2 tRNA genes and 3 rRNA genes are annotated in these 5,922 nt (G+C 54.1%); all 5 read left to right on the top strand.

The features are described from left to right. The first annotated feature begins 67 nt into the window (after window positions 1-67). The 5 genes from RCCGE510_RS32570 to rrf all read left to right on the top strand — a co-directional run bounded on the left by RCCGE510_RS32570 (window position 68) and on the right by rrf (window position 5,906). A 16S ribosomal RNA gene (locus tag RCCGE510_RS32570) occupies window positions 68-1,548 on the top strand. A gap of 326 nt (window positions 1,549-1,874) precedes the next feature. Beyond that, a tRNA-Ile gene (locus RCCGE510_RS32565) sits at window positions 1,875-1,951 on the top strand. Between the two features lie 92 nt (window positions 1,952-2,043). After that, window positions 2,044-2,119, top strand: a tRNA-Ala gene (locus tag RCCGE510_RS32560). Between the two features lie 512 nt (window positions 2,120-2,631). Beyond that, window positions 2,632-5,571: ribosomal RNA gene (locus RCCGE510_RS32555) — 23S ribosomal RNA — on the top strand. Window positions 5,572-5,791: 220 nt separating this feature from the next. Further along, a 5S ribosomal RNA gene (gene rrf, locus RCCGE510_RS32550) occupies window positions 5,792-5,906 on the top strand. Together the 16S, 23S and 5S rRNA genes with 2 tRNA genes alongside form the textbook arrangement of a ribosomal RNA operon. Window positions 5,907-5,922: the final 16 nt, after the last annotated feature.

Genomic DNA, 5,922 nt, shown 5'->3' with positions numbered 1-5,922 from the left:
TCTTCTGGAAAACAGGTGTGAAGTTCTCGTCGATTCAAAGAACGTGATTTAGTCGAGATTGAATTCTCAACATGAGAGTTTGATCCTGGCTCAGAACGAACGCTGGCGGCAGGCTTAACACATGCAAGTCGAGCGCCCCGCAAGGGGAGCGGCAGACGGGTGAGTAACGCGTGGGAATCTACCCTTGACTACGGAATAACGCAGGGAAACTTGTGCTAATACCGTATGTGTCCTTCGGGAGAAAGATTTATCGGTCAAGGATGAGCCCGCGTTGGATTAGCTAGTTGGTGGGGTAAAGGCCTACCAAGGCGACGATCCATAGCTGGTCTGAGAGGATGATCAGCCACATTGGGACTGAGACACGGCCCAAACTCCTACGGGAGGCAGCAGTGGGGAATATTGGACAATGGGCGCAAGCCTGATCCAGCCATGCCGCGTGAGTGATGAAGGCCCTAGGGTTGTAAAGCTCTTTCACCGGAGAAGATAATGACGGTATCCGGAGAAGAAGCCCCGGCTAACTTCGTGCCAGCAGCCGCGGTAATACGAAGGGGGCTAGCGTTGTTCGGAATTACTGGGCGTAAAGCGCACGTAGGCGGATCGATCAGTCAGGGGTGAAATCCCAGGGCTCAACCCTGGAACTGCCTTTGATACTGTCGATCTGGAGTATGGAAGAGGTGAGTGGAATTCCGAGTGTAGAGGTGAAATTCGTAGATATTCGGAGGAACACCAGTGGCGAAGGCGGCTCACTGGTCCATTACTGACGCTGAGGTGCGAAAGCGTGGGGAGCAAACAGGATTAGATACCCTGGTAGTCCACGCCGTAAACGATGAATGTTAGCCGTCGGGCAGTATACTGTTCGGTGGCGCAGCTAACGCATTAAACATTCCGCCTGGGGAGTACGGTCGCAAGATTAAAACTCAAAGGAATTGACGGGGGCCCGCACAAGCGGTGGAGCATGTGGTTTAATTCGAAGCAACGCGCAGAACCTTACCAGCCCTTGACATGCCCGGCTACTTGCAGAGATGCAAGGTTCCCTTCGGGGACCGGGACACAGGTGCTGCATGGCTGTCGTCAGCTCGTGTCGTGAGATGTTGGGTTAAGTCCCGCAACGAGCGCAACCCTCGCCCTTAGTTGCCAGCATTCAGTTGGGCACTCTAAGGGGACTGCCGGTGATAAGCCGAGAGGAAGGTGGGGATGACGTCAAGTCCTCATGGCCCTTACGGGCTGGGCTACACACGTGCTACAATGGTGGTGACAGTGGGCAGCGAGCACGCGAGTGTGAGCTAATCTCCAAAAGCCATCTCAGTTCGGATTGCACTCTGCAACTCGAGTGCATGAAGTTGGAATCGCTAGTAATCGCGGATCAGCATGCCGCGGTGAATACGTTCCCGGGCCTTGTACACACCGCCCGTCACACCATGGGAGTTGGTTTTACCCGAAGGTAGTGCGCTAACCGCAAGGAGGCAGCTAACCACGGTAGGGTCAGCGACTGGGGTGAAGTCGTAACAAGGTAGCCGTAGGGGAACCTGCGGCTGGATCACCTCCTTTCTAAGGAAGCTGTGGAACTGGTAAGACGATCTTCCGACAAGTCTTCGACTTGTCTCGAGATATGAACCTTCCCGTGCTTTTTAGAACATAGATGGCACCAGTCAGGTGACTATCGAAACGTAATACGCCGCGATGACTTCGGTCACGACGGTATGGCGAGCTTTCGCCGTCCACGTTTCTCTTTCTTCAAAAGGATATCGAACCATGGGTTTGCGCTCACGCGCTGTTCGCACCTTCGGTGCTGCGCTCCGCGAGGGCGCCGGACGACCGGCGACGGCCTCTGGCCTGTATGGGCGAGCGCTCACAAGCTTGAAGTTCGGCGAGATGGGCCCGTAGCTCAGTTGGTTAGAGCACACGCTTGATAAGCGTGGGGTCGGAAGTTCAAGTCTTCCCGGGCCCACCATTTGCACCGGCAAAAAGATTTGCTGTAGTGCATGGTGGTTAGTTTGGGTTTACCTGATCCTGACGGTTTGCTGTCAGGTGTTTGCGATGGTTGGGGCTGTAGCTCAGCTGGGAGAGCACCTGCTTTGCAAGCAGGGGGTCAGCGGTTCGATCCCGCTCAGCTCCACCAATTCGCTTGGTGTTGAGACTGAACGGATATCCTTTGAAGAAATAAAAGTTTTGCATCGATCGCTGATCGATGCCTGTTCTGCATACATTGTGAAGAGAAGATTGATCTGGAGGCTTCCAGGTGTTGGGTTTTGCCCTTTTGGGTTTAACTCGGCGTCCGAGCCCAGTTCTGTTGATCCTATGGATGGCCTAGCCGGCCGGATATAGGGGAAGGACTGGAGGTAGGAAGGAAGCTTGTCGCTCTGGGTCGTTGTTGTTTGCTTGATCTCTAGGGATGAAGCATCTGACGGACGACTTGATTACCGTTGCCTGACCGCGCGGTATCGGATCCAATCTCGAGAAGCTGGTCTTAAGACAGGCTGCAAGCGAGCTGCTCGGCGTAGCTCCAATAAAGCAGACCTGTCGAACACGTTAATGGCATTGTTGGATTGACTGGGTTGTAAAAGGTAACCCGGTCTGTTGCCGTTTCCTTCGGAAACGAGCAACGAGATGATGAGCATTGGCAATGAGAACGATTAAGTGTCGTAAGGGCATTTGGTGGATGCCTTGGCATGCACAGGCGATGAAGGACGTGATACGCTGCGAAAAGCCGTGGGGAGCTGCGAATGAGCTTTGATCCATGGATCTCCGAATGGGGCAACCCACCTTAAATGCTTGGGAAATCATTCTGGTTGTCGGGTCTTTGACCCGACGTTACGGCGAACGATCGCCGACGGCCTCTGGCCTGTATGGGAATTCCCAATACAGCGCAGAGCGCGTCGCCGGTCGTCCGGCGCGCCCACGCAGCGCTGCACGAAGTGCAGAACGAGCGTGAGTGAAACCTGAATGGTTTCCAAGCATTGTGATAAGGTATCTACACCTGAATAAAATAGGGTGTAAGAAGCGAACGCAGGGAACTGAAACATCTAAGTACCTGCAGGAAAGGACATCAACCGAGACTCCGCAAGTAGTGGCGAGCGAACGCGGACCAGGCCAGTGGCAATTGTGATTAAAGTGGAACGCTCTGGAAAGTGCGGCCGTAGTGGGTGACAGCCCCGTACGCGTAGATATCATGATTGTCCTAGAGTAGGGCGGGACACGAGAAATCCTGTCTGAACATGGGGAGACCACTCTCCAAGCCTAAGTACTCGTGCATGACCGATAGCGAACAAGTACCGTGAGGGAAAGGTGAAAAGCACCCCGACAAGGGGAGTGAAATAGAACCTGAAACCGGATGCCTACAAACAGTCGGAGCCCGCAAGGGTGACGGCGTACCTTTTGTATAATGGGTCAACGACTTAGTGTAACAAGCAAGCTTAAGCCGGTAGGTGTAGGCGAAGCGAAAGCGAGTCTGAATAGGGCGATTTAGTTTGTTGCATTAGACCCGAAACCGAGTGATCTAGCCATGAGCAGGTTGAAGGTTGGGTAACACCAACTGGAGGACCGAACCCGCATCTGTTGCAATAGATTGGGATGACTTGTGGCTAGGGGTGAAAGGCCAATCAAACTCGGAAATAGCTGGTTCTCCGCGAAATCTATTTAGGTAGAGCGTCGAGCGAATACCCCCGGGGGTAGAGCACTGGATGGGCTATGGGGACTCACCGTCTTACTGATCCTAACCAAACTCCGAATACCGGGGAGTACTACTCGGCAGACACACGGCGGGTGCTAACGTCCGTCGTGAAAAGGGCAACAACCCTAACCTCCAGCTAAGGTCCCCAAGTCATGGCTAAGTGGGAAAGGATGTGAGGATCCCAAAACAACCAGGATGTTGGCTTAGAAGCAGCCATCATTTAAAGAAAGCGTAACAGCTCACTGGTCTAAATAAGGGTCTTTGCGCCGAAAATGTAACGGGGCTGAAGCCATGCACCGAAGCTGAGGATGTGTAGCAATACACGTGGTAGCGGAGCGTTCCGTAAGCTGATGAAGGGAGACCCGTGAGGGCTCCTGGAGGTATCGGAAGTGCGAATGTTGACATGAGTAACGATAAAGAGGGTGAGAGACCCTCTCGCCGAAAGACCAAGGGTTCCTGCTTAAAGTTAATCTGAGCAGGGTTAGCCGGCCCCTAAGGCGAGGCAGAAATGCGTAGTCGATGGGAACCACGTTAATATTCGTGGGCCTGGTGGTAGTGACGGATTGCACAAGTTGTTCATTCTAATTGGATTGGATGGGCAGCGGAGCGGTTCCAGGAAATAGCTCCACCGTATAGACCGTACCCGAAACCGACACAGGTGGTCAGGTAGAGTATACCAAGGCGCTTGAGAGAACTATGTTGAAGGAACTCGGCAAATTGCACGCGTAACTTCGGAAGAAGCGTGACCCCAAGGTACGCAAGTATTTTGGGGTGGCACAGACCAGGGGGTAGCGACTGTTTATCAAAAACACAGGGCTCTGCGAAGTCGCAAGACGACGTATAGGGTCTGACGCCTGCCCGGTGCTGGAAGGTTAAGAGGAGAGGTGCAAGCTTTGAATCGAAGCCCCAGTAAACGGCGGCCGTAACTATAACGGTCCTAAGGTAGCGAAATTCCTTGTCGGGTAAGTTCCGACCTGCACGAATGGCGTAACGACTTCCCCGCTGTCTCCAACATAGACTCAGTGAAATTGAATTCCCCGTGAAGATGCGGGGTTCCTGCGGTCAGACGGAAAGACCCCGTGCACCTTTACTATAGCTTTACACTGGCATTCGTGTCGGCATGTGTAGGATAGGTGGTAGGCTTTGAAGCGGGGACGCCAGTTTCCGTGGAGCCATCCTTGAAATACCACCCTTATCGTCATGGATGTCTAACCGCGGCCCGTTATCCGGGTCCGGGACAGTGTATGGTGGGTAGTTTGACTGGGGCGGTCGCCTCCGAAAGAGTAACGGAGGCGCGCGATGGTGGGCTCAGACCGGTCGGAAATCGGTCGTCGAGTGCAATGGCATAAGCCCGCCTGACTGCGAGACTGACAAGTCGAGCAGAGACGAAAGTCGGTCATAGTGATCCGGTGGTCCCGCGTGGAAGGGCCATCGCTCAACGGATAAAAGGTACGCCGGGGATAACAGGCTGATGACCCCCAAGAGTCCATATCGACGGGGTTGTTTGGCACCTCGATGTCGGCTCATCGCATCCTGGGGCTGGAGCAGGTCCCAAGGGTTTGGCTGTTCGCCAATTAAAGCGGTACGTGAGCTGGGTTCAGAACGTCGTGAGACAGTTCGGTCCCTATCTGCCGTGGGTGTAGGAATATTGACAGGATCTGTCCCTAGTACGAGAGGACCGGGATGGACATATCTCTGGTGGACCTGTTGTCCTGCCAAGGGCATAGCAGGGTAGCTACATATGGACGGGATAACCGCTGAAGGCATCTAAGCGGGAAACCCACCTGAAAACGAGTATTCCCTATCAGAGCCGTGGAAGACGACCACGTTGATAGGCCGGGTGTGGAAGTGCGGCAACGCATGAAGCTTACCGGTACTAATAGCTCGATTGGCTTGATCGTTCTCATTGACTATGCTCATCAGCCAAAGGCTGATGATGCTTGACCTTTGTCCTGACGCGCTGAAAGCGCTGCGGGCGGCCCGCGCTACAAAGCGCGACGGCCTCTGGCCTGTATGGGTGCCACAAGCGCCCTCGGGCGGAAAAGATCGAAGACGTGTTCAAAAAAAGAAAACAGGCTAACGCCTGCCAGCTTCTCAAAACATAAAGTTGCGCTTTGCCGACCTGGTGGTTATGGCGGGGTGGCTGCACCCGTTCCCTTTCCGAACACGGCCGTGAAACGCCCCTGCGCCCATGGTACTTCGTCTTAAGACGCGGGAGAGTAGGTCGCTGCCAGGTCTGCAAAGCGCAACTT

The organism is Rhizobium sp. CCGE 510 (assembly GCF_000292525.1).
Taxonomy (GTDB): Bacteria; Pseudomonadota; Alphaproteobacteria; order Rhizobiales; family Rhizobiaceae; genus Rhizobium.
Note: the sequence above shows the minus strand (reverse complement) of the source record. Positions and strands in the feature narration are given on the sequence as shown.